General features: G+C 39.9%; 21 protein-coding genes. 20 read left to right on the top strand and 1 reads right to left on the bottom strand.

The window, feature by feature from the left end:
• Window positions 1–6: 6 nt before the first annotated feature.
• Entirely contained in the window at window positions 7–2,013 is a 2,007-nt protein-coding gene (locus BZG42_RS05165; protein ID WP_155996203.1) for a DUF1430 domain-containing protein, read from the bottom strand.
• Window positions 2,014–2,483: 470 nt separating this feature from the next.
• Between BZG42_RS05165 and guaC the strand changes: the two genes are divergently transcribed.
• From guaC to yihA, 20 genes are all read left to right on the top strand, one after another.
• Window positions 2,484–3,467 (top strand): GMP reductase, encoded by a 984-nt coding sequence (guaC, locus tag BZG42_RS05160; protein ID WP_120171730.1) that lies wholly within the window; start codon window positions 2,484–2,486, stop codon window positions 3,465–3,467.
• A 103-nt stretch (window positions 3,468–3,570) separates the two neighbouring features.
• Complete coding sequence (locus BZG42_RS05155) at window positions 3,571–4,926, top strand: MATE family efflux transporter (RefSeq protein ID WP_155965581.1); 1,356 nt, start codon at window positions 3,571–3,573, stop codon at window positions 4,924–4,926.
• Window positions 4,927–5,016: 90 nt separating this feature from the next.
• A complete protein-coding gene (gene rimM, locus BZG42_RS05150) occupies window positions 5,017–5,535 on the top strand; it encodes a ribosome maturation factor RimM (protein WP_155996397.1) in 519 nt (172 codons plus the stop codon).
• Entirely contained in the window at window positions 5,525–6,250 is a 726-nt protein-coding gene (gene trmD / locus BZG42_RS05145) for a tRNA (guanosine(37)-N1)-methyltransferase TrmD (RefSeq protein ID WP_156094552.1), read from the top strand. The genes rimM and trmD overlap by 11 nt, the downstream gene beginning before the upstream one ends.
• Before the next feature lie 151 nt (window positions 6,251–6,401).
• Window positions 6,402–7,151, top strand: a complete 750-nt coding sequence (locus BZG42_RS05140; RefSeq protein ID WP_155964143.1) for a DeoR/GlpR family DNA-binding transcription regulator — start codon at window positions 6,402–6,404, stop codon at window positions 7,149–7,151.
• Window positions 7,148–8,059: a 1-phosphofructokinase gene (gene pfkB, locus BZG42_RS05135; RefSeq protein ID WP_155996399.1), complete on the top strand. Its 912-nt coding sequence runs from the start codon at window positions 7,148–7,150 to the stop codon at window positions 8,057–8,059. Before BZG42_RS05140 ends, pfkB begins: the two co-directional genes overlap by 4 nt.
• Window positions 8,056–10,011 carry a PTS fructose transporter subunit IIABC gene (locus tag BZG42_RS05130; RefSeq protein WP_155965573.1) on the top strand — a complete coding sequence of 652 codons (1,956 nt, stop codon included), beginning with the start codon at window positions 8,056–8,058 and terminating at the stop codon, window positions 10,009–10,011. The genes pfkB and BZG42_RS05130 overlap by 4 nt, the downstream gene beginning before the upstream one ends.
• A 94-nt stretch (window positions 10,012–10,105) precedes the next feature.
• A complete protein-coding gene (locus tag BZG42_RS05125) occupies window positions 10,106–10,480 on the top strand; it encodes a DUF1149 family protein (RefSeq protein WP_024532020.1) in 375 nt (124 codons plus the stop codon).
• A 1-nt stretch (window position 10,481) separates the two neighbouring features.
• The gene (locus tag BZG42_RS05120; RefSeq protein ID WP_120171724.1) at window positions 10,482–11,333 is read left to right on the top strand and encodes a DegV family protein; all 852 of its coding nucleotides are present in this window, start codon (window positions 10,482–10,484) and stop codon (window positions 11,331–11,333) included.
• A gap of 8 nt (window positions 11,334–11,341) precedes the next feature.
• The gene (gene dapB, locus BZG42_RS05115) at window positions 11,342–12,109 is read left to right on the top strand and encodes a 4-hydroxy-tetrahydrodipicolinate reductase (protein WP_155964147.1); all 768 of its coding nucleotides are present in this window, start codon (window positions 11,342–11,344) and stop codon (window positions 12,107–12,109) included.
• On the top strand, window positions 12,106–13,317 hold the full coding sequence (locus BZG42_RS05110) for a CCA tRNA nucleotidyltransferase (RefSeq protein ID WP_155996401.1): 1,212 nt from the start codon (window positions 12,106–12,108) through the stop codon (window positions 13,315–13,317). Before dapB ends, BZG42_RS05110 begins: the two co-directional genes overlap by 4 nt.
• Complete coding sequence (locus BZG42_RS05105) at window positions 13,310–15,178, top strand: ABC-F family ATP-binding cassette domain-containing protein (RefSeq protein WP_155996403.1); 1,869 nt, start codon at window positions 13,310–13,312, stop codon at window positions 15,176–15,178. Before BZG42_RS05110 ends, BZG42_RS05105 begins: the two co-directional genes overlap by 8 nt.
• A gap of 1 nt (window position 15,179) precedes the next feature.
• Window positions 15,180–15,515: a hypothetical protein gene (locus BZG42_RS05100; RefSeq protein ID WP_155996405.1), complete on the top strand. Its 336-nt coding sequence runs from the start codon at window positions 15,180–15,182 to the stop codon at window positions 15,513–15,515.
• A gap of 202 nt (window positions 15,516–15,717) precedes the next feature.
• Window positions 15,718–16,677, top strand: coding sequence for an ROK family glucokinase (locus BZG42_RS05095; protein WP_120171720.1), 960 nt, complete (start codon window positions 15,718–15,720; stop codon window positions 16,675–16,677).
• A gap of 123 nt (window positions 16,678–16,800) precedes the next feature.
• Window positions 16,801–17,079, top strand: a complete 279-nt coding sequence (locus BZG42_RS05090; RefSeq protein WP_024532027.1) for a hypothetical protein — start codon at window positions 16,801–16,803, stop codon at window positions 17,077–17,079.
• 12 nt (window positions 17,080–17,091) lie between these two features.
• Window positions 17,092–17,289 (top strand): hypothetical protein, encoded by a 198-nt coding sequence (locus tag BZG42_RS05085; protein WP_120171719.1) that lies wholly within the window; start codon window positions 17,092–17,094, stop codon window positions 17,287–17,289.
• A 51-nt stretch (window positions 17,290–17,340) separates the two neighbouring features.
• Window positions 17,341–18,180 carry a thymidylate synthase gene (locus BZG42_RS05080; protein ID WP_024532029.1) on the top strand — a complete coding sequence of 280 codons (840 nt, stop codon included), beginning with the start codon at window positions 17,341–17,343 and terminating at the stop codon, window positions 18,178–18,180.
• A gap of 411 nt (window positions 18,181–18,591) precedes the next feature.
• Entirely contained in the window at window positions 18,592–19,104 is a 513-nt protein-coding gene (locus BZG42_RS05075; protein WP_120171718.1) for a dihydrofolate reductase, read from the top strand.
• Between the two features lie 199 nt (window positions 19,105–19,303).
• A complete protein-coding gene (gene clpX / locus BZG42_RS05065) occupies window positions 19,304–20,530 on the top strand; it encodes an ATP-dependent Clp protease ATP-binding subunit ClpX (RefSeq protein ID WP_024532031.1) in 1,227 nt (408 codons plus the stop codon).
• Window positions 20,531–20,589: 59 nt separating this feature from the next.
• Window positions 20,590–21,177, top strand: coding sequence for a ribosome biogenesis GTP-binding protein YihA/YsxC (gene yihA / locus BZG42_RS05060; RefSeq protein ID WP_155972984.1), 588 nt, complete (start codon window positions 20,590–20,592; stop codon window positions 21,175–21,177).
• Window positions 21,178–21,335: the final 158 nt, after the last annotated feature.

Here is a 21,335-nt window from a genome sequence, read left to right as displayed (position 1 = left end):
CTCACATTAAGCTCCTTTCAAAATAATCATAGACATCCTATTTTCGTGTCTCATTTGCCGATACAGAAGTAGGATAGAATTTATAACAAAGAGGGTAGCTACCAATAGACAAACAGCAAAGTTAGTCGTTAGCAAAAGACTGACTATCAAACCTAGTAGCAATACACTTAATTGCGCTAATAAATAATTTTTATGAAGTCCAAAGAAGTTGAGGCCACCTATCCGTTTAATAAATATGTCACGTCTAAATTCTTCAAAATAGAGAAGGTTCATCGTGTTAAACATCAGGATAGAGGTTGCTATTCCCAAAATACCGCCAGCAATTGTAAACCAAACTTCTCTTTTAAGGTTATCCAGTAGTGTTTTATAAATATGGTAGCCTGATTTTAGTTCGTTCACCCAAGTTTTAAATCCTGCTTGTTTGATCAGTGCCTGTGCTGTTTCGAGATTGTTGAACAGAAAATAATCCTGCAAAGCGTTGTTCCAAAAGTCGATAGCATCCGGTCCAGTTGATGTTGGAGTAGTCACAATGATGATCGGATCTGTCAGAAATTGTTGATAGGAAATAGGTGTTGTGTTATAGACAAAGCGTTTCTGCCCAGTTGGTAAATAATCCACTGTAGCTGTCATGTTTAGGGACTTTGTGGACATCAGATTTGTCATGGACTCTTCAAATGTTGCCCGATAGCGGGACTCCTCAGACCGGAGTTGCTCAGGTAGGAGGAGGACAAATTCCCCCAGAGCTAGGTTGTTGACTTTGTTACTAGTAGCTGGGGAGAGCTTGATATTTTCCTGTCGGATATATTGGGGAGTTACAATCAAGACATTACCTTGAGGGCTATAGTCCTGCCAGACAGTGGAGGTTGTTAGCACCTTTGAGTTAGGACCACTTCCTCGATCACGATCAACAAGATGATGGCGTACCAGCATCGCCTTGTCTTCGGCTACGGCCTGCTTCATAAACTCTAACCATTTGATTTGTTTTGGTCTAGCTTGATCTAGACTACCTACATCTATGGCTTCACGACTCGCGGAAAGGGTAATATAGTTTTTAGCTTTTTGCCAAGCGACTTGTCCTTGCTCTTGCTGTTTCCAAGCAGCGGTGTAAGTTAGTGTTTGTGACATACTAAAGGAGACGATAATCACTGCTAATAACTGACCGATGAGGATTAGACTGATCATTCCTCTAACAGGGATTTTTCCCTTGATAACGCTCATCAGATGGACTTTCTTAATCCCTGTAGCAAATAAAACTGCAAAGAACAAAGCAATGCCCAACAGTAAAAGATTGTAGACCAATAGTCCAGTGCTAGCGGTATAGATGGATAGGCTAGGGAGGGAAAAGATGTGCCTGAGAATGTAGAAGGCAAGAGTCCCTAGGGCAAATCCTCCCACAGCATTAAACAAATCAGAGCGGAGTGGACTAAGAAAAATTTTCCAGCGATTCTCACCTGAAATCAGCCGTATTCCCGCTGACCGAAGCGCCTTAATCTGAGTGATGAGACAGAGAGAGCCAAAGGTCAAGAAGAATATTGCTACACTGAGCAGTTGAAAACCATTGGTAAAGATTCTAGCCAGATTGCTAAGCGGTGTAGGTTGAATAATCCATAGATTCGTCATACCTATCTGACTCAAAGTGTTTCTGAGTTTCTGTGTAGTGACTGATCCTTTTAGAATAAAATAGTTGGCTTCCACTCCGACAGTCGAGGGATCTTGAATCTCCTTTTTCTTCAAGTCTTCAGGCAAATCGCCATTGCCAAAGGGGGTATAGGAAAATCTTGTTTTTCCATCTTCTCCTGGTTCCTGGTGCTGTATGGCGATTAAGCTATCTGTTCGATGAGCTAGATCGGTCAAGGCAGTCTTTACATGAGAATAGTTGACCTGTGAGTTTGCCTCGCTAACAACAACAGACGGATAGTGGTAGGAGACGAAAGTGTCAGACCATATCGAAAATACCCATACAAAAAAGATAGAAAGCACTAAGTTTGAAAATAGTACAAAGACACGTTTCATAACATACTCCTTATCTATAATTCTTTTTCTCTAAAATAATATAAATCAATGGAATAATGAGTTAGCTGATACGATATTACTCATGTTTTTATGTATTTATTATAAATATTTTTGAAAGCGTTGTCAAGTTGTGAGGTTCTACTTGATTAGTCTTTTTGTATGATTCTAATCTTATTTTAAAAACAAAAAATTCTGTTTTTTTAAAATTTTTTATCTTAAATTATAAAAAATATGGCGAAAATCCAGAACGTTCTAGGAATTTTTTTGGAAAAAACACTTAATTCGTGAATGATACGAATGTTAAAGATAATAATCATCCAAAATAAGGGAAATAGACGAATGATAGTCTTGTAAAAGTTTAGATAATTGACAAAAACCAAACAATATTTTATAATAAATGATATAAAATCGTTTAAAAACGAAAATTATTCTGTTGCCGCAGAAAAATATACGAAAATAGAGGTAAAATCATGTTCAACGAGACTCCGGTATTTGACTACGAAGATATTCAGCTTATTCCCAATAAGTGTATTATCAATAGCCGCTCTGAAGCGGATACGACGACTACTTTGGGTAAATACACTTTTAAGTTACCAGTTGTTCCAGCTAACATGCAGACTATTATTGATGAAGATGTAGCAGAAATGCTGGCTAAAGAAGGGTATTTTTACATCATGCACCGTTTCGATGAAGCGGGACGGATACCATTTATCAAGCGCATGCATGAGCAAGGATTGATTGCCTCTATCTCAGTAGGTGTAAAAGATTATGAATACGACTTTGTGACTAGCTTGAAGGCAGATGCACCTGAGTTTATTACGATTGATATTGCTCATGGGCATGCAGAAAGTGTGATCAGGATGATTCAGCATATCAAGAGAGAATTACCAGAAACCTTTGTGATTGCAGGTAATGTTGGCACCCCTGAAGCAGTTCGTGAGTTAGAAAATGCTGGTGCAGATGCGACCAAGGTCGGTATTGGCCCAGGTAAAGTCTGCATTACTAAGGTTAAGACAGGCTTTGGTACGGGTGGCTGGCAGCTAGCGGCTCTTCGTTGGTGTTCAAAAGCTGCTCGTAAGCCGATTATTGCGGATGGCGGTATTCGCACTCACGGTGATATTGCCAAATCCATCCGTTTTGGTGCTAGTATGGTAATGATTGGATCGCTCTTTGCAGGTCACATTGAAAGTCCAGGGAAAACAGTAGAAGTAGATGGTGAACAATTCAAAGAATACTATGGTTCTGCATCAGAATATCAAAAAGGTGCCTACAAAAACGTAGAAGGTAAGAAAATTTTACTTCCAGCCAAAGGGCATCTGAAAGATACTTTGATAGAAATGGAGCAGGATTTACAGTCCTCTATTTCCTATGCTGGTGGTCGTGATATTACCAGCCTCAAGCATGTAGATTATGTTATCGTTAAAAATTCCATCTGGAATGGCGATTCGATTTAAGGATGAGAAGGGGCTGCAAGCAGGGCCTTTTCTTTTTGTAGTATTTGCAGAATAAGGGCAATCTTGTTACAATAAATTGTATTAAAATAGAAAAGGATGAGCTATGTATCCAACTAAGACCAATACAGAGAAACTCTGGCTTTTTATTAAGATATTTTTACCAATTTTGATCTATCAATTCGCCAACTATTCTGCCTCATTTATTGACACCATGATGACAGGGCGGTATAGTACCATGGATTTAGCAGGTGTTTCAATGGCAACCAGTCTTTGGAATCCTTTTTTCTCTTTTTTGACAGGAATTGTTTCAGCAATGGTTCCCATTATTGGACAGTACTTGGGACGTGGTGAGCGCACTAGGATTCGTGAGGAGTTTCACCAGTTTGTCTATTTAGCGTTGGGATTAACAGGTATCCTTCTAGTCGTGATTTTATTTGTAGCGATTCCAGTTTTAGCACGTTTCAACTTGGATGCCAGTGTCTTCCAAGTTGGTAAACACTATCTTCTCTACATTTCATTCGGCATCCTCCCTCTCTTGTTGTTCAGCGTTTGTCGTTCCTTCTTTGACGCTTTAGGCTTGACTCGTCTATCCATGTACCTCATGCTGCTTCTTGTTCCTTTTAATAGCTTTTTTAATTATTTATTGATTTATGGGAAAATGGGCCTACCAGCTCTTGGAGGAGCAGGAGCGGGACTAGGGACTGCTTTGGCTTACTGGGCAACTCTAGTAGTTATTATCTGTGTTATGTTCAAAAATAAGACCATCTCATCCTATAGTGTTTGGAAATGGAGTCCAATCAATCTTTCTTTATTGAAGGAAGGCTTGAAAGTAGGAGTCCCAATCGGTTTGCAAGTGTTTGCAGAAGTGGCAATTTTTGCAGTAGTTGGTCTTTATATGGCAAAATTTTCTGCTCAGATTATTGCTGCGCACCAGTCAGCCATGAATTTTGCTACTTTACTTTATGCATTCCCTTCTTCTGTTTCTTCGACCTTGGCTATTGTGATTGCTTATGAAGTAGGAGCAGAACGCATCAAGGATGTAAAAGCTTATAGCCATTTAGGGAGACTTGTTGCCTTAGGCTTTGCTGGCTTAACACTTACATTTTTATATTTTTTCCGTTCAAAAGTCGCCTTTCTTTATGGAAATAATATAGAATTTATTAAACTGACATCACAATTTTTGACATTTGCACTCTTATTCCAGTTGGCTGATGCTTATACCGCACCAATTCAGGGAATTCTACGTGGTTACAAAGATACGACAGTACCCTTTCTCCTTGGTTTGATTGCCTACTGGTCTATGACCTTCCCCGTCGCTTTTTTCTTAGAGAAATGCTTCAAAATGGGACCAGAGGCCTACTGGATTGGTTTGATTGCAGGAATTTTTGTCTGTGGTGTTGCTCTTAATCTCCGTTTGAAAAAAATATCATCCCTTATTCCGCCTCACCATGGTGCTTAAAGAGCTGGAGATTGTGGTTACCTTTTCCGTACTTGAGAAATCGTCTGGCTCGTGATAGAATAAGGAGATAGAAATACTAATGGAGAGATCATGAATTATTTTAATGTAGGAAAAATTGTCAATACCCAAGGTCTTCAAGGAGAGATGCGTGTACTTTCTGTGACAGATTTTGCGGAAGAACGTTTTAAAAAAGGAGCTAAGTTGGCCTTATTTAACGATAAGGAACAATTCGTAATGGAAGTGGAGATTGCTAGTCATCGTAAGGCAAAAAACTTTGATATTATCAAATTCAAAGGTATGTGCCATATCAATGATATTGAGAAATACAAGGGCTTCAGTCTGAAAATTGCAGAGAAAGACTTGGCTGATTTGGATGAGGGTGAGTTTTACTATCATGAAATTATCGGTTTGGATGTTTATGAAAATGATCAACGAATCGGCCAAATCAAAGAAATTCTCCAGCCGGGTGCTAATGATGTCTGGGTTGTCAAGCGTAAAGGGAAAAAAGACTTGCTCCTACCTTATATCCCGCCAGTTGTTCTAAATATTGACATTGCCAATCATCGTGTTGATGTGGAATTGCTTGAAGGACTAGATGATGAAAATTGATATTTTGACCCTCTTTCCAGAAATGTTTGCCCCATTGGAGCATTCGATTGTCGGTAAGGCACGTGACAAGGGCTTGTTAGAAATTTCTTACCATAATTTTCGTGAGAAAGCTGAGAAAGCTCGTCATGTCGATGATGAGCCTTACGGTGGTGGTCAGGGGATGCTACTGCGTGCTCAGCCCATTTTTGACACCATGGATAGTATTGAGCAGACCAATCCCCGAGTCATTTTGTTGGATCCTGCCGGACGGACCTTTAATCAAGCCTATGCAGAAGAATTGGCTCAGGAGGAGCAGTTGATTTTCATCTGCGGTCATTATGAGGGATATGACGAGCGCATCAAAACTTTAGTAACAGATGAAATATCACTTGGAGATTATGTTCTGACAGGTGGTGAACTGGCAGCCATGACGATGATTGATGCGACTGTTCGGTTGATTCCAGAGGTGATTGGTAAGGAAGTCAGTCATACGGATGATAGTTTCTCATCAGGTCTTTTGGAATATCCGCAATATACTCGCCCTTATGAATATCGTGGGATGGTAGTGCCGGATGTTCTGATGAGTGGCCATCATGAAAATATTCGCAAGTGGCGCTTAGAAGAAAGTCTTCGAAAGACCTACCACCGTCGTCCAGATTTGTTAGAAAGTTATCCATTTACAGCCGAAGAAGCGGCTATTTTTCAAAAAATCAAAACAGAGAGCACAGTTGACTAGACTGTGTTTTTATTTGTTTCGGAGAAATGTGGAGATGATTTTATGAGCCTTTTTGATCTAAAATGAAGTTTTTTGATTGTTTTTGATAGAAAATGATTGACAAGGTTTGAGTTTCGTGTATAATAGATTTTGTAAACGATTGCAGGAGGTGTTGGACATACTCAAATCAGAACGAAAACAAGCGATATTGGAGCGTATACAGACACAACAATTCGTCCGTTTAGAAGAGTTGGTCGAGATTCTTAAGACCTCTGAGTCCACGGTCCGTAGAGATTTGGATGAATTAGAAAACGAAGGAAAGCTTCGTCGCATACATGGTGGAGCTCAAGCACCAGCAAACTTGCAGCTTGAAGAGTCTATTCTTGAAAAATCTGTCAAAAACGTTCAGGAAAAACGAGAGATTGCTGAAAGAGCAGCAAAACAAATTGCAGATGGAGATGTGATTTTTTTAGACGCAGGAACAACTACCGGTGTATTGATTGACTATCTCCAAAAAGAAAATCTAACAGTCGTGACAAACTCTGTCCACCACGCAGTCAAGCTAGTTGATCGCAAGATAAAAACCATTATCATTGGTGGATTTGTCAAACAGTCAACAGACGCTTCTATCGGTGCAGTAGCACTAGAACAGATTCGGCAACTTAACTTTGACAAAGCATTTTTGGGAATGAATGGTATTGATAAACATTACCTGACTACTCCAGACATTGAAGAAGCGACCATTAAGCGTACTGTTTTAGAAAATGCAAAAGAAAGCTATATTCTAGCGGATGCTTCAAAGATTGGTCAATTTTCCTTTGTAAAAGTTGCAGCTATCGAAAAAGCCAATATTATCTGTCAATCTTCGGAAAGCAGTTTGTTGGACATTATAAAAGAGAAAACGAGGGTTATTGAGGTATGATTTATACAGTTACGCTCAATCCAGCTATTGACTACATCGTTCGTTTGGACCATGTCGAGACGGGGAGCGTCAATCGGATGGAAAGCGATGATAAGTATACCGGCGGTAAGGGAATCAATGTTAGCCGCATTTTGAAGCGTTTAGGTTATCCAAATACAGCAACTGGTTTCCTCGGTGGATTTACCGGCCAATTTATCAAGGATGGATTGGTTGCAGAAGGTATTGATACGGATTTTGTACAGGTTGATCAAGATACACGCATTAACGTGAAAATAAAAGCAGATCAGGAAACAGAAATCAATGGTCTGGGACCAATTGTCACTGAATTGCAATTAGCAGAGCTCGAGATGATTTTTGCAGGATTAACAAAAGAAGATACCGTTGTCTTTGCAGGATCTGCACCAGCCAATCTAGGGAATGAAGTTTATAACAAATTGATTCCTGTAGCCAAGCAAACAGGTGCGCAGGTTGTTTGTGATTTTGAAGGTCAAACTCTCTTAGACTCCTTGGCGTACCAGCCTTTGTTGGTCAAGCCGAATAATCATGAACTAGAAGCTATTTTTAATGTTGAGCTGAATAGTATTGAAGACATTGAAAACTACGCTAAGAAAATTTTAGAGATGGGAGCTCAAAATGTCATTATTTCTATGGCAGGAGACGGTGCTCTTTTGGTCACTCCAGATGCAACCTACTTTGCTAGCCCAATCAAAGGAATCGTAAAAAATTCTGTTGGAGCCGGTGATTCTATGGTGGCAGGATTTACAGGGGAATACGTTCGCTCGCAAGATCCAATTGAAGCCCTCAAGTGGGGGGTTGCATGTGGTACAGCAACTGCCTTTTCAGATGATTTGGCAAGCATTGCATTTATCAAGGAAACTTATGAAAAAGTTGAGGTAGAAAAACTATGAAAATTCAAGATGTTTTAAGAAAAGAAGTTATGCTTCTTGATTTGCAATCTACAGCAAAAGAAGCGGTCATTGATGAAATGATTACTAGTCTGGTTGATAGAGGGGTTGTGACAGATTTTGAGACTTTCAAAACAGGCATCTTAAATCGTGAAGCACAGACAACAACTGGTCTGGGAGATGGTATTGCAATGCCACATGCTAAGAATGCAGCCGTTAAGGAAGCAACCGTTCTCTTTGCTAAGTCAAACAAGGGTGTGGATTATGCCAGTCTTGATGGCCAACCAACTGATCTGTTCTTTATGATTGCCGCTCCAGAAGGAGCTAACGATACCCACTTAGCAGCTCTTGCAGAAATATCAAAATACTTGATGAAACCTGGTTTTGCTGATCAACTTCGCAAAGTTTCATCTCCAGAAGATGTTCTAGCAGTCTTTGATGCGGCAGAAGCAGAAGAAGCTGAGAAGGTAGCTGTTGAACTAAATGCAAGTGGCGATCGTCCATTCATCGTAGCTGTAACTGCTTGTACAACGGGCATTGCTCATACCTATATGGCAGAGGAATCTCTTAAAAAGCAGGCGGCAGAAATGGGTGTGGATATTAAGGTTGAAACGAATGGAGCATCAGGTATCGGCAATAGATTAACTGCCGAGGATATTCGGAAAGCGGTCGGTGTTATCATCGCAGCAGATAAGGCGGTTGATATGCCACGGTTTAATGGCAAACCAGTGCTATCTCGTCCAGTTGCGGCTGGTATCAAGCAACCCGAAGAACTCATCAATCTTGTCTTAGGCGGAAATGTCTCAACCTATACAGCCAAAGAAGGGACAGAAACAATGGAATCAACAGAAAAACTTAGCCTTGGTAAAGCCTTCTATAAACATTTGATGAGCGGGGTATCTCAGATGTTGCCATTCGTAATTGGTGGCGGTATCTTGATTGCTTTGGCCTTTCTATTTGATAATCTACTTGGTGTCCCAAGTGATAGCCTAAGCAGCCTTGGGTCTTACAATGAAATTGCTGCCATGTTTATGAAGATTGGTAGTGCAGCATTCGGTTTCATGTTGCCACTTCTAGCTGGATATATTGCCTACTCAATCGCTGAGAAACCGGGGTTGGTAGCTGGTTTTGTAGCAGGGTCTATAGCTAGCAGTGGTCTAGCATTCGGTAAGATTCCTTATGCAGCCGGTGGAGAAGCAACACTTGCTCTTGCTGGTGTGTCTTCTGGTTTCCTAGGCGCTTTAGTCGGTGGATTTATCGCTGGTGGTGTCATTCTTGGACTTCGTAATCTGTTACGTAACCTTCCAAAATCGTTGCAAGGTCTGAACGCAATTTTGCTTTTGCCACTTTTGGGAACAGCCATCACTGGTTTCTTGATGTTTTTCGTAAATATCCCAATGGCCGCTATCAATACAGGCATGAATAATTTTCTTGGTGGTCTTGAAGGTAGCTCGGCAATTCTACTCGGACTGGTTCTCGGCGGTATGATGGCAGTTGATATGGGAGGTCCAGTTAATAAGGCAGCTTATGTTTTTGGGACTGGTACACTTGCTGCGACTGTTTCTAATGGTGGATCTGTTGCGATGGCTGCGGTAATGGCAGGCGGTATGGTTCCTCCATTGGCAGTTTTCGTAGCAACCCTTCTTTACAAGAATAAATTTACTCAAGAAGAGCGTAACTCTGGTTTGACAAATATCGTTATGGGACTTTCATTCATTACAGAAGGAGCCATTCCATTCGGTGCTGCCGACCCTGCTCGTGCAATTCCAAGCTTTATCGCCGGTTCTGCGCTTGCTGGTGCCTTAGTTGGTCTGTCAGGTATTCAATTGATGGCTCCACACGGTGGTATTTTCGTTATCGCCCTTACTTCAAATCCACTTCTTTACATTGCTTATGTAGTAATTGGTGCAGTTGTTTCAGGTATCCTTTATGGAGCACTTCGCCAATCTAAGTAATCACTGAAAAACCTTGCGGCTAGCAAGGTTTTTTCGCAATTCTCAAGCGAATTATGATATAATGTGAGTACTATTGTTATTAGGAGAAATTGAAATGGAAATCATTCGCGATAAAGAATTTGTTAACCAGTATCATTTTGACGCTCGAAACCATGCATGGGAGAAAGAAAACGGTGTACCAGAAACGAAATTGAAAGTTGACTTTCAATTGATTGAGCAAAATCGTTCCGAAAATAGAACATCTATGGTGACCATTTTACGCTTCATGATTGTATTGGAACATTTTGTTATTTCTGGTGCCATGAGTCAAGCAGTTCACTTACCTCATCGCTTGGTAGAAGAACCAACGGAGTTTACTGACGAAGACAAGCGCATTTTGGTCGAGCCACTTTTGGATATATTGAAGCGAATGACGTATGACGTTACAGAAATTGCATTTGATGCCCCGGGAGTAAATTTGGAGTTTTAGTATGAAGTTAGCAGTTATTACTGACTCATCAGCAGTTTTGGATACAAAAAGTATGGAAAGAGAGAATCTCTTTGTCTTGAGTATCCCGGTTAGCATAGATGGGGAGAATTATATTGAAGGGCAGAACTTGACAGTTGAGGAATTTTATCAGAAAATGGCCTCTTCTAAAGAGTTGCCCAAAACCAGTCAGCCAAGCTTATTAGAGTTAGAAGAAATTCTAACTAGTCTGAAAGGAAAAGGCTTTACGCACGTTCTAGGTTTGTTTTTGTCATCTGGAATCTCAGGTTTTTATCAAAATATCCAGTATTTAGCAGATGAGATTGACGGCTTAACTGTTGCCTTTCCTGATACGAAAATTACCTCTGCTCCTTTAGGAATGATGGTGGAAAATGTTCTCAAGTGGGCTGAAACAGGTCTTGATTTTGAAGAGATTATAGAAAAATTAGACCAAGAGATAGGAAAAACTACAGCTTTTATCATGGTTGATGATCTGAATCATTTAGTAAAAGGTGGACGTCTATCAAATGGAGCAGCTCTGCTAGGAAATCTTCTCAGTATAAAACCGATTCTCTACTTTACAGGCGAAGGGAAAATTGAGGTTTATGAGAAAGTACGTACAGAGAAAAAAGCCATCAGACGGCTTTTAGAGATTCTTCAAGAGAAGACCAAAGAAGGACAGTACCAAATTGCCATTATTCACGCCAATGCACCTGAAAAAGCGATTCGTTTTAAGCAACAATTAGCAGAAGCAGGGATAGGCAGCGATTTGCCAATCGTTTCATTTGGTTCGGTCATTGGAACCCATCTTGGAGAAGGAGCAGTGGCGTTTGGTATTTCTCCCATTATTGAATAGGAGTTTGCATGACAATCAAGGTAATTATCGCTGGTTTTAAAGGGAAAATGGGTTCTACAGCTTTGGATATGGTAAAAAGCGATCCAGAACTGGCTGTGGCAGCTTTGATAGACCCATTTGCATCTGAAACAGAGTTGGATGGTGTGCCTGTTTTCAATACAAAAGAAGAAGTGACCACTCTTGATGCAGATGTTTGGGTGGATTTTACCACACCGAAATTTGCCTATGAAAATACTCGTTTTGCACTGGAGAATGGCTTTGCACCTGTAGTGGGAACGACAGGCTTTACACCTGAAGAAATCAAGGAATTGATAGCCCTCTCCATAGAAAAGGGATTGGGGGGGCTAATTGCTCCGAATTTTGCAATCGGTGCCATTCTTCTTATGCAATTTGCAGCACAGGCTGCCAAGTATTTCCCAAATCTTGAGATTATTGAGTTACATCATGACAAGAAAAAAGATGCACCGAGTGGAACTGCTATAAAAACAGCAGAGTTAATTTCTCAGGTGCGGCAATCACATATTCAAGGTGTAGCAGATGAAGAAGAATTGATTGCAGGTTCTCGGGGGGCAGAGTTTGATGGTTTCCGTATTCACTCGGTGCGTTTGCCGGGACTTGTTGCCCACCAAGAGGTTATCTTTGGTGCTCAAGGTGAAGGGTTGACGATTCGTCATGACTCCTATGATCGTATTTCCTTTATGAGCGGTGTCAATCTCGGTATCAAAGAGGTCGTTAATCGCTCACAACTCGTTTATGGTTTGGAACAATTATTATGAAATTAAACAATTTGCCTTCTGAATTTCAGGAGGCTTTACCGATTTTAGAGAAAATTAAATCTGCTGGTTTTGAAGCCTACTTTGTCGGTGGTTCTGTTCGAGATGCCATTCTTGGCAGACCCATTCATGATGTAGATATTGCTACATCCAGCTACCCTCAAGAAACCAAGCAAATCTTTCCACGAACGATTGATGTGGGGATTGAGCACGGAACCATTTTGGTGCTTGAGGCAGGGAAAGAATATGAGATTACAACCTTTCGGACTGAAGAGGAGTATGTTGACTTTCGACGTCCTAGTCAGGTTTCTTTTGTGCGTTCTTTGGAAGAAGACCTTAAACGTCGTGACTTTACAGTCAACGCCTTTGCACTTAATGAGTCAGCGACCGTTGTGGATTTGTTTAATGGTTTAGACGATTTAAAAAATCGAGTTTTAAGAGCAGTTGGTATTCCAACTGAGCGCTTTAATGAGGATGCTCTGCGTATCATGCGTGGTTTTCGTTTTGCGGCCACCTTAAACTTTGAGATAGAGCCTTCAACGTTTACAGCTATGATAGAGACTGCTCCCCTACTGGAAAAAATTTCCGTGGAACGTAGTTTTATTGAGTTTGACAAACTTTTAGTGGCAAATTTTTGGCGAAAAGGCCTACGCGCTATGATTGATTCTAAGGCTTATAATCATCTACCTGACCTAGCAGGAAAGGGAGAAAACTTGGAAAAATTGTTAGCTAGCATAGAGGAAAGCTTTAACTTTTCAAGTTCTGAACAAGCTTGGGCTATGCTTGTTATCTGTCTGGAGTTAAAAAATACCCATTCCTTCCTAAAAAAATGGAAAACCAGTAACGATTTCCAGCGCAAGGTTGTCAAATTGGTTGAGATTTATCAACTTCGTCAAACAGGATCTATCACCAAGCAAATCTGTTTCCTGTATGGAAAAGACTTATTGTGTTTGGCTGAAGAATTACGTCATGCTCAAGGGTTGAGCACAGATTTTGACAAAATTGACAGAATACATCGTGAACTGGCTATTTATGATAGGCAAGAAATAGTGGTTAATGGTGGGCATATCATGAGTGAATGCAACTTAAAACCAGGACCTCTGCTTGGAAAAGTACTCAAACAAGTTGAGTATCAGATTGTTGAAGGGGATTTGCCTAATGAAACAGCAGCAATTATGGCATTTGTGAAAAGGATTTTAGAGAATGAGTGATTTTATTGTTGAACATCTTACCAAATCAGTTGGTGATAAGACAGTTTTTTCTGACCTTTCTTTCATTGTTCATCCGGGTGATCGAATCGGAATTATCGGCGTTAACGGTACAGGGAAGACAACTCTCTTAGATGTTCTGGCCGGTCGTATAGGGTTTGATGGTGATATTTCTCCTTTTTATAGTAAAAATTCCTACAAGATTGCCTATTTAACTCAGGATCCTGACTTTGATGAAGGTAGGACGGTACTTGATACTGTTTTATCATCTGATTTACAAGAAATACGGCTTATCCGCGAATATGAACGGCTCTTGACAAATTACGATGAAGCTAGCCAAAAGCATTTGGAAAAAATTATGTCAGAAATGGATGCCCTCAATGCTTGGGAAATTGAAAGTCAGGTGAAAACGGTTCTATCGAAACTGGGGCTAACAGATAGTAACCAAATAGTGGCAGAGCTATCTGGTGGTTTGCGTAGAAGGGTTCAGTTGGCCCAAGTCCTCTTAGGTGATTCAGATCTCTTACTTCTGGATGAGCCGACCAACCATTTGGATATTGAAACGATTGAGTGGCTGACGATTTTTTTGAAAAATACAAAAAAGTCCGTTCTATTCATTACCCATGATCGCTATTTCTTGGATAATGTAGCGACACGTATTTTTGAACTAGATCGTGCTAGCTTGACCGAGTATCAGGGAAATTATCAAGATTATGTACGCTTGAAAGCTGAGCAAGATGAGCGTGATGCGGCACTTCGTCACAAAAAAGAACAACTTTACAAGCAAGAGCTTGCTTGGATGCGCCGTCAACCACAAGCTCGTGCTACTAAGCAACAGGCTCGAATCAATCGTTTTCAGGATTTAAAGGGTGAACTTGCTCATAAAATTGACGATAATAATTTAGAAATTAACTTTGAAACTTCGCGCATTGGTAAAAAGGTCATTCATTTTGAAGATGTCTATTTTTCCTATCCGAATAAGTCTATTTTATCTGACTTTAACCTGCTTATTCAGAACAAGGATCGGATTGGTATTGTAGGGGATAACGGTAAGGGAAAATCGACTCTGCTCAACTTGATAGCAGGAGAGCTGCAAGTCGATAGTGGAAAAGTGAATATTGGCGAGACTGTCCGCATCGGCTATTTTTCACAAATTATTAGAGGGTTGGACGAAAGCAAGCGGGTTATCAATTTTTTGCAAGAGGTGGCGGAAGAGACCAAGACTAGCTCTGGCATAGTTTCTATCGCAGAACTTTTGGAGCAATTTCTCTTTCCTCGAAATACCCATGGTACCTTGATTGAAAAATTATCCGGTGGGGAGAAAAAACGCCTCTACTTGCTGAAAATTCTCTTGGAAAAGCCGAATGTACTCTTGCTAGATGAGCCAACAAATGACCTTGATATAGCAACATTGACGGTATTAGAGCATTTCTTGCAAGGATTTGCGGGACCGGTTATTACTGTCAGTCATGACCGCTATTTTTTGGATAAGGTAGCAACCAAGATTCTTGCTTTTGAGAAGGATGACATTCAAGTCTTTTTCGGTAACTACACCGACTATCTTGATGAGAAGGCCTTTCTAACTGCTAGCTCTGCAATTTCCAAAGAAAAAGCAAAGGAAAAAACAGAGAGAATTAAGACAGATAAGAAGCGGATGTCCTATTTTGAGAAGCAGGAGTGGGCAAGTATTGAGGATGAAATTGCAGCGTTGGAAGAGAAGATTGAAGCTATCGAGGCAGAGATGTTGACCTGTGGTAGTGATTTTACAAAATTATCTGACTTGCAAAAGGAGCTGGATGCCCAAAATGATCAACTGCTAGAAAAATACGATCGCTTCGAGTATTTGAGTGAATTGGAGGGCTAGGATGAAGATTCTTGTCATATCCTATATGATCATTTATTTGTTGGTGACCTTGATGGCTGCGATTTTTAGTTATTTCAAGACTAAAAAAATGACGATTCTACGTTTGCTATTGACCGTGCTATCTTTAGCTTTATTAGCGATAAGCACATCCTTTTATGCTCATTCTTATCAGGACTGGCAAATGCTGGGATTTGCGCTTGGTTTTACTTTTATTTCAACCCTATTTCTCTACAATGGAACTAAAGAAGGTAGCAATTTCACAATCATTATGCTATTTAGTGTTGGCCGATTTATTTTGCACATTCAATTTTTAATCTTGCTCTATCTATTTAGATAGGATAGGAGCATCCATCAAGCTTTTTAGTTTCGTTATAAACTTGTCTGATGTATCCTGCACCTTTTTAAAAACGAACTGCGTTCGCTCTATCTGACGAACTTTTAGAGCTAGCCCTAAAAGACTAACAAACGATTGAAAGGGCTTTACGCAAACCTTTTCATTGTGGTATAATAAAGAAAACTGATTTGAGGTGAAAAAAGATATGTCTAAAAAAATTATTGGTATTGACCTTGGCGGAACATCTGTTAAGCTAGCAATTTTAACAACTGAAGGTGAGATTCAAGAAAAATGGTCTATTAAAACAGACATTTTGGATGAGGGAAGCCATATCGTTCCTAATATTATTACGAGTATCAAACATCGTTTTGAAACCCATGGCTTGACCAAAGATGATTTTTTAGGCGTTGGTATGGGATCACCAGGAGTAGTTGACAGTGAAGCGGGTACGGTAATCGGTGCTTATAATCTTAACTGGAAAACATTGCAGTTAGTCAAGAAGCAGTTTGAAGCAGAACTAGGTTTGCCTTTCTTTATTGATAACGATGCTAATGTGGCTGCACTTGGTGAGCAATGGGTTGGTGCAGGAAATAATAATCCAAACGTTGTCTTCATGACCCTTGGAACTGGTGTTGGTGGTGGAGTTATTGCTGCTGGTAATTTGATTCGTGGTGTTAAGGGAGCTGGCGGTGAACTCGGACATATCACTGTTGATTTTGAGAACCCATTTGCCTGTACTTGTGGTAAAAAAGGCTGTTTGGAAACCGTTGCATCAGCAACAGGTATTGTCAATCTAACCCGTCGTTATGCAGAAGAATATGCTGGAGATGCCAAGCTAAAACAAATGATTGATGATGGTCAGGAAGTAACTGCTAAGGATGTTTTTGACTTGGCCAAAGAAAAGGATGGTTTGGCTCTGATTGTCTACCGTCATTTCTCCGAATATCTTGGCGTAGCGTGTGCCAATATTGCAGCAGTTCTCAATCCAGCTTACATCGTATTAGGCGGTGGTGTGTCTGCGGCAGGTGATTTTTTGTTGGATGGTGTTCGCAGGGTCTTTGCTGAAAACAGCTTCCCGCAAATTAAAGAAAGTACGCAGATTGTATTGGCGACACGTGGTAATGATGCAGGTGTACTTGGTGCAGCATCACTAGTATTGAAATAATCGTTGAAAGCAGAGGAGAACTCTGCTTTTTTCTAATCCGCTGTCACATGTATTTTATATAAATATATTGAAAGTTACAGCTAGAAAGCGTACTCTGATAGTGAAGAAAAGGAGTATTGGTTTATGAAACAGCTAAATATATCCAAAATAATTGATTATCTGACTATACTTGGTTTGTTGGTTTTATTGTCTACATTTTTCGTGGATTATTGGATCCGTGATTGGTTCTTTCCATCAAGCTGGGGGTCTGTAGCGACTATGTTGATTCTTCCCCTGCTTGGCACTCTGATTCTTATATTGTCTATCTACTATAAGAAACTTTGGACAGGCTTAATCAGTATATTTCTGATTATTTCTTTCCCCTTAATCTTCGGTCTAGGGTATCTTATCTTTGGTCCCTAGAAGGAGCAACTTATGAATATGACTGTATTAAAAAGACTGAATATGGTTTTGTATAGCATTGCAGTTCTTTTCTTAGTTTTGCTTTTTTTACCAACTGACCAATGGTTTGGCGTTGCAAATTTGCATTTCATTATCATTCCATTTTTGGACCTAGCTATTGCTTCATCTGGTTTATTTAAGCTGGACTTCTACCTGCTACTTTATAATTGAAAACTCCAGTGCAAACTGGAGTTTTTGGTTGGAACATGCTATACTAAAATCATGACAAAAGCAGATAAGATTTTCAAAGACAATATTCGTAAGATTATGGAAGAGGGCGTTTTTTCAGAAAATGCTCGTCCTCGTTATAAAGATGGAAATGTTGCCAACTCTAGGTACGTAACTGGAAGTTTCGCTGAGTACGATCTTTCTAAGGGGGAATTTCCTATTACCACCTTGCGTCCTATCCCTATAAAATCAGCCATCAAGGAGATTTTTTGGATCTATCAGGATCAGACCAATGATTTATCCATCTTGCAGGACAAGTATGGTGTTAGCTATTGGAATGACTGGGAGGTCAAGGGAACAGGTACCATTGGTGAGCGCTACGGAGCCATTGTCAAAAAACATAGTATTATTTCCAAAATTCTCAAACAGTTAGAAGAAAATCCTTGGAACCGCCGCAATGTGATTTCACTTTGGGATTATGAGGCTTTTGAACAATCAGAAGGTCTCTTGCCGTGTGCCTTTCAAACTATGTTTGATGTTCGCCGAGTAGATGGGGATATTTACTTGGATGCAACATTAACACAGCGTTCAAATGACATGTTGGTGGCTCATCATATCAATGCTATGCAGTATGTTGCTTTGCAGATGATGATTGCCAAACATTTTGGCTGGAAAATTGGAAAGTTTTTCTACTTCATCAACAATCTCCATATCTACGATAACCAATTTGAACAAGCAGAAGAATTGCTTCGTAGAACATCGGCAGAAGTAGAGCCACATTTGATATTGAATGTACCTGATGGTACCAATTTCTTTGATATTAAGCCAGAAGATTTCGAATTAGTGAACTATCATCCGGTTAAACCGCAACTAAAATTCGATTTAGCGATTTAATCAGATGGTAGTAAAGAACGCTATTCTTTTTATCTACAATCTCAGGACAATTTAAGCGGTAAAGGAATTATTGCTAATTTTTACCTCCAATCCTCACTAATCACTTCACTGACTATTGAAGTGACTAAGATTTGATGTAACGGGTCAATCGGATAATTTAGAAAGATTTTTCTATCATTTCCGATTGATTTCGTTTTTATATTATATTTTCTAGATAATATCAACTGTTGGGTTATCTGGTAATTTCATATAGCTGCTCCCCAATCTATTGATGTGAACTGCGCACTGCTTATCTCTAACCTTCGTTGTTCACTTCCTTGTTTTGTGAGGTCATCAGTGCATGAAGTCGACTTGGCAAGTGCATTTTTTATGATTTTTTGATAGAATGGTAAAACGGAAAGTGAGAGGATAATGACGAAAAAGATTGTTGCGATTTGGGCTCAAGATGAAAATGGATTGATTGGACAAGGAGATAAGTTGCCTTGGTTCCTGCCTGCTGATTTAGCCCACTTTAAAGAGACTACAAGTGGTCATGCTATGGTCATGGGACGAGTAACATTTGATGGTATGGGCAAACGTGCCCTTCCCAATCGTATATCACTCGTACTGACTACAGACCCGTCTTATCATGTAGAAAATGAATGCGTTACTGTGGTACATAGTGTTGAAGAAGTACTTGATTGGTATGAAGAGCAAGATAAGAATCTATTTGTCATCGGTGGAAGTCAGATTTTTACTGTTTTTGAACCATACATAGAGGAGTTGATTGTGACAAATATTCATGGGCAATTTGATGGTGATGTCTTTTTCCCAGATAGTTTCTCACTCGCTAACTTTAAGCTTAAAAGTAGTCACCTACGACAAAAAGATCAAGTCAATCTGTTTGATTTCACAATCAAAACCTACGAAAGAAGAGAAAAGTAAGGCATGGAGAGAAGTTTATTTGGTCTATTTACAGCGTTTCTATGCGGAATCTGCGTTCTTTGTGCTGTTCAGGCTTTTAGAAAGAAACGTTTTGGTTTAGCGATTCTATTTTTATTGAACGCTTTTACCAATCTGGTCAATAGCATTCACGCTATTTATGGATTTTTATTTAGATAATGAGGTATGAAAGAGGAAGTATATGGCTGTTAAGCATACACATGAGCTTATTTACTGCTCATTTTGTGGAAAAAATCAAGAAGAAGTCAAAAAAATTATTGCCGGAAACAATGTATTTATCTGTAATGAATGTGTCGAATTAGCACAAGAAATCATTCGTGAGGAATTGGCAGAAGAAGTTCTAACAGACTTGGCTGATACGCCAAAACCACAGGAATTATTAAATATCCTAAACAACTATGTCATCGGACAAGACCGGGCGAAACGTGCGCTGGCAGTGGCGGTTTATAACCACTATAAACGAATCAATTTTCAAGACAGTCGTGATGATAATGATGTTGATTTACAAAAATCAAATATCCTCATGATTGGACCAACTGGATCTGGTAAAACCTTCTTAGCACAGACTCTCGCTAAAAGTTTGAATGTGCCATTTGCGATTGCAGATGCCACAGCCTTGACAGAAGCAGGTTATGTTGGTGAGGATGTAGAAAATATCCTTCTCAAACTCTTGCAGGCGGCAGATTTCAATATTGACCGTGCAGAAAGAGGAATTATCTATGTGGATGAAATTGATAAAATTGCCAAAAAAGGTGAAAATGTGTCCATTACGCGGGATGTATCCGGTGAAGGTGTTCAGCAGGCTCTCCTAAAAATTATCGAGGGGACAGTTGCTAGCGTACCACCACAGGGAGGACGTAAACATCCAAACCAAGAGATGATCCATGTAGACACCAAGAACATCCTCTTCATCGTAGGTGGTGCTTTTGATGGTATTGAGGAAATTGTTAAACAACGTCTCGGCGAAAAAATTATTGGATTTGGTCAGAATAATCGTGCCATTGATGAAAAAGAATCCTACATGCAACATATTATCGCTGATGATATTCAAAAATTTGGTATCATTCCAGAATTGATTGGTCGTTTACCAGTTTTTGCAGCTCTGGATCAACTGACAACAGAGGATTTGATTCGCATTCTGACTGAACCTAAAAATGCTCTGGTGAAGCAATACCAAACGCTCCTTTCGTACGATGATGTGGAATTAGAATTTGACGAGGATGCCTTGGAGGAAATTGCTAAAAAAGCAATTGAGCGTAAAACAGGTGCTCGTGGTCTTCGCTCCATTATTGAGGAAACAATGCTGGATGTCATGTTTGAAGTGCCGGGTCAAGATGAGGTTAAGCGTGTTCGAGTAACCAAAGCTGCAGTAAATGGCAAGGAAAAGCCACTACTAGAAACTGCTTAAGGAAAAACTAGGAGGAGCGAGGGGGGAGATTTCCCTCCCTTGCTTATGAAAGGTAAAAAATGGAAATCAATACACATAATGCCGAAATTTTGCTTAGTGCAGTTTCAAAATCCCAATATCCTGCTGATGATATTCCAGAGATTGCTCTAGCAGGTCGTTCGAATGTCGGAAAATCTTCTTTTATCAACACCTTACTAGGGAGAAAAAATCTTGCTCGTACTTCGGGAAAACCAGGGAAGACTCAGCAATTAAACTTTTACAATATTGATGACAAAATCCGCTTTGTTGACGTTCCTGGCTACGGTTATGCCAAAGTCTCAAAAACTGAGCGTGCCAAGTGGGGAAAAATGATTGAAGAATACTTGACTAGCCGCAATAATTTACGGGTCGTCGTCAGTTTAGTAGATATGCGACATGAGCCATCTGCAGACGATGTACAAATGTATGATTTCTTAAAATACTATGAAATTCCTGTTATCATCGTTGCAACAAAGGCGGATAAAATCCCTCGTGGCAAATGGAATAAACATGAATCCATTATTAAAAAGAAATTAGATTTTGATAAGAATGACCAGTTTGTCGTCTTCTCTTCTGAGACTCGCCATGGTTACGACCAAGCATGGGAGGCTATCTTGGATAATATCTAGCAGAGATTTATTCGTCATCATCAAAAGACGAATAGCCCCCAAGAGCTAAATTACGGGTTTCATTCTCTCATAAATGTTGAATCCGAAACTTAGAGATGCTGGTTGAGAGAATAACAGAGCAGGCACCTAGGTTATCTGGGTGCTTTTGCTATGGAAAG

This window comes from Streptococcus sp. DAT741, assembly GCF_009866825.1.
Classification (GTDB): Bacteria; Bacillota; Bacilli; order Lactobacillales; family Streptococcaceae; genus Streptococcus; species Streptococcus ruminantium.
The sequence above is the reverse complement of the archived record's forward strand: the minus strand, read 5'-3'. Positions and strand labels throughout refer to the sequence as shown.

Bases quoted from the DNA above. Each gene is read 5' to 3' on its own strand.
- BZG42_RS05165 (WP_155996203.1), bottom strand. From the start codon at position 2,013: ATGAAACGTGTCTTTGTACTATTTTCAAACTTAGTGCTTTCTATCTTT.
- guaC (WP_120171730.1), top strand. From the start codon at position 2,484: ATGTTCAACGAGACTCCGGTATTTGACTACGAAGATATTCAGCTTATT.
- BZG42_RS05155 (WP_155965581.1), top strand. From the start codon at position 3,571: ATGTATCCAACTAAGACCAATACAGAGAAACTCTGGCTTTTTATTAAG.
- rimM (WP_155996397.1), top strand. From the start codon at position 5,017: ATGAATTATTTTAATGTAGGAAAAATTGTCAATACCCAAGGTCTTCAA.
- trmD (WP_156094552.1), top strand. From the start codon at position 5,525: ATGAAAATTGATATTTTGACCCTCTTTCCAGAAATGTTTGCCCCATTG.
- pfkB (WP_155996399.1), top strand. From the start codon at position 7,148: ATGATTTATACAGTTACGCTCAATCCAGCTATTGACTACATCGTTCGT.
- BZG42_RS05130 (WP_155965573.1), top strand. From the start codon at position 8,056: ATGAAAATTCAAGATGTTTTAAGAAAAGAAGTTATGCTTCTTGATTTG.
- BZG42_RS05125 (WP_024532020.1), top strand. From the start codon at position 10,106: ATGGAAATCATTCGCGATAAAGAATTTGTTAACCAGTATCATTTTGAC.
- BZG42_RS05120 (WP_120171724.1), top strand. From the start codon at position 10,482: ATGAAGTTAGCAGTTATTACTGACTCATCAGCAGTTTTGGATACAAAA.
- dapB (WP_155964147.1), top strand. From the start codon at position 11,342: ATGACAATCAAGGTAATTATCGCTGGTTTTAAAGGGAAAATGGGTTCT.
- BZG42_RS05110 (WP_155996401.1), top strand. From the start codon at position 12,106: ATGAAATTAAACAATTTGCCTTCTGAATTTCAGGAGGCTTTACCGATT.
- BZG42_RS05105 (WP_155996403.1), top strand. From the start codon at position 13,310: ATGAGTGATTTTATTGTTGAACATCTTACCAAATCAGTTGGTGATAAG.
- BZG42_RS05100 (WP_155996405.1), top strand. From the start codon at position 15,180: ATGAAGATTCTTGTCATATCCTATATGATCATTTATTTGTTGGTGACC.
- BZG42_RS05095 (WP_120171720.1), top strand. From the start codon at position 15,718: ATGTCTAAAAAAATTATTGGTATTGACCTTGGCGGAACATCTGTTAAG.
- BZG42_RS05090 (WP_024532027.1), top strand. From the start codon at position 16,801: ATGAAACAGCTAAATATATCCAAAATAATTGATTATCTGACTATACTT.
- BZG42_RS05085 (WP_120171719.1), top strand. From the start codon at position 17,092: ATGAATATGACTGTATTAAAAAGACTGAATATGGTTTTGTATAGCATT.
- BZG42_RS05080 (WP_024532029.1), top strand. From the start codon at position 17,341: ATGACAAAAGCAGATAAGATTTTCAAAGACAATATTCGTAAGATTATG.
- BZG42_RS05075 (WP_120171718.1), top strand. From the start codon at position 18,592: ATGACGAAAAAGATTGTTGCGATTTGGGCTCAAGATGAAAATGGATTG.
- clpX (WP_024532031.1), top strand. From the start codon at position 19,304: ATGGCTGTTAAGCATACACATGAGCTTATTTACTGCTCATTTTGTGGA.
- yihA (WP_155972984.1), top strand. From the start codon at position 20,590: ATGGAAATCAATACACATAATGCCGAAATTTTGCTTAGTGCAGTTTCA.